At 62.5% G+C, this 2,475-nt stretch carries 2 protein-coding genes and 1 pseudogene; all 3 read right to left on the bottom strand.

Annotated elements, in window-relative coordinates; genetic code table 11:
* Window positions 1–93 (bottom strand): annotated as a pseudogene (locus tag NCS02_RS14180) (transposase); the annotation flags it as partial.
* Between the two features lie 61 nt (window positions 94–154).
* On the bottom strand, window positions 155–925 hold the full coding sequence (gene istB, locus NCS02_RS14175) for an IS21-like element helper ATPase IstB (RefSeq protein WP_008352240.1): 771 nt from the start codon (window positions 923–925) through the stop codon (window positions 155–157).
* A partial coding sequence (gene istA / locus NCS02_RS14170) for an IS21 family transposase (RefSeq protein WP_250519829.1) occupies window positions 922–2,475 on the bottom strand: 1,554 nt, incomplete at its 5' end. The genes istA and istB, both read right to left, overlap by 4 nt.

Raw genomic sequence — 2,475 nt, 5'->3', positions numbered from 1 at the left:
GGTGATACCGAACAGACGATCCTTGCCGCCTGAGGAGTGCTGGCGTGGCGTCAAACCCAGCCAGGCCGCGAACTGCCCCGGACGGTCAGTTGAAACTCCCCCAGTTTTGGTCGCGTAAAATCCCCCACCGGGTGAAGCAGGACGAGGTCGAGTTTTATTCCTCTTTCGTTTTCTGTGCAAGGGCCTCGGCGGCTTCCTTGAGGCGGTAGCTCCGGCCGTTAAATTCGAGCTGGTGGCAGTGATGCATGAGGCGATCGAGGATCGTGGTGCTCATCGTGTTATCGCCCAGATACGTCCCCCAGTCCTGTACGACGCGATTGGAGGTGACGATGATGCTTCGGCGCAGTTTGTAGCGCTGATGGACCAGTGTCTGTAATAGCGCGCCGGCCTCGTCCGGTATCGAGCGGGCCAGGAACAGGTCATCGAGCACCAGCAGGTCAGCCTCGAGTATCGCGCGCAGTCGCGTCTGTCGCTGCTCCGCCGCGCTGAGCGCGTAGCGGTTAAAGAAGTCGTCGGTTTCGAGATACTGTACCTTGTGGCCTTGCAGAACCGCCTGATACGCGACGGCCTTGGCAACGTGCGACTTCCCCGTGCCAGGTTTGCCGATGATCAATCCGTTCTCGCCGGCGGCGATGAACTTCAGCGCGTTGAGCTGGAAGCAAGCCTGACGCGGGATTTTCGGATTGAACGACCAGTCAAACTCGGCGAGCGTGAGCTTCTCCTCGAGTCCGGACTGCTGATAACGCCGCTCGATGAGCCGCGACTGACGCCGGTCGAGTTCGTCCTGCAGGATGAGGGCGAAGGTCTCGAGGAACGGCTGCTGAATGCCCTGTGCCTGCAACACGCGGGTTTCGAGTGTGTCGCGTACGCCTGACAGGCGCAGCAGCCTGAGCGCCCGCTCGATGTCGGGTAGCGTGGTGTTCATGCTGTTTCTCCACTTGTTGATGGATGAGAGCCGGCGCTGTGTTGCGCGCCGACGTTGAAGAACTCGCCGTATTCGTCACCTGGACGGATCAGGGGGTGTTCCTGTGTGAGCGGCAAGGCCAGCTGTGGCGCGCGATCGAGACGCTCAACTGCCTGCTCGAACAGCCGCTCGACGACGGCACGTACCTGCCGGTATCGATAGAGGTGGTGACGCAGGGCGTGATCGCAGGCCTGCTCGACGAGCCACGCGGGATACTTCTTCGCGAGCGCGACAATGCCCCACATGCCGCGGTGGCCGACGCGACCTTCGGCGTCGAACAAGTGCTGGCACAGTGCCTTCGTTTGTGGACCGATGTCGGTGGCGCTGGCCAGCGCGAGACTGGTCTGGCGCGATGGATTGAACGGGCGCTCGCTGTCGGGCAGTTCGAGGGAGCCGGGCTGCATGTGGCGTGGATGGGTGCGCAGCAGCTCCTGCGAGCGGCGATCACGGATCTCGATCGTGGTGTCGTAGATTCGTACGCACACGAGACTCCCGATGGGCGCGGGCCGCGCCGCATAGTTGCTCCGATCAATGCTCACCGTGGTGTCGTCCCAGACGGTGCGCACGACCTCGGTGAAGTAGCGGAATGCCGTGGCCGGCAATGGCTTCAGGTGCGGCTTTTCCTCCTGGAACATCGCTTCAACCTGTCGCCGTGCACGGCCATGGATGCGTTTGGCGGCCCAGTTCTCTTCCCAGTGCATCAGGAATTCATTCTGGGCCTCGAGCGACTCGAAGCGCCGGCCGGTGAGCGCGGTGTTCTGCGTATGCTGGATTGCGTTTTCAACAGCACCCTTGCGATTCGGATCGCGTACGCGGGCCGGGTCGGCGACGACGCCGTAATGTTCAAGCATCGCGGCGTAAAGGCGGTTGATCTCAGGTTCATACAAGTCGGGCGTGATCACGCCCTCCCGTAAATTATCGAGGACGACGTAGCTCGCGCTGCCACCGAAGTACCGAAAGGCTTCTTCGTGAAGCTGTGCCCAGACCTGTTTGCTGGACTTCCAGACTACGCGCCGGAAGCTGCGCCGCGAATACCTCAACGTCATGACGAACAGGCGTGGCCGGCGATAGCGGCCCGTCTTCGGATCGCGGGTCGGCGCGCCTTCGCCGTAATCGACTTGGGCCTCTTCGCCGGCGGTGAACTCCAGACGGTCGAACTGTTCCGGATCGACGTGCCGCAGCGCCCGGACGAAACGCTTGACGCTCTCGTAACTGGCTCTAAAGCCATGCTGGTCAACGAGGTCCTGGTAGATCGCCTGGGCGTTGCGCTTCAAACGCACCTGCTGTTCGATCCATTCCCGGTGGGGCTCACTGGCCGAACGGGCGAAGTTGAAGGAACTAACCGGCACTCCGCCTGGAGCCGGCGGTCGCGGGAGTGGAGGATTTTGCGCGACCACCGGATCGCCGGAGCCGGTGGTCGCGGCGGTGGAGGAGTTTGCGCCATCCGCCCGCCGCGCCTCATACAGCGCTTGATAGCGGCGAATCGTCTTGCGATCGATACCCGTGAGCTC

The sequence above is a fragment of the Caballeronia sp. NCF2 genome, assembly GCF_023631205.1.
Taxonomy (GTDB): Bacteria; Pseudomonadota; Gammaproteobacteria; order Burkholderiales; family Burkholderiaceae; genus Caballeronia; species Caballeronia zhejiangensis.
This window is presented reverse-complemented; position numbering and strand designations above follow the sequence as displayed.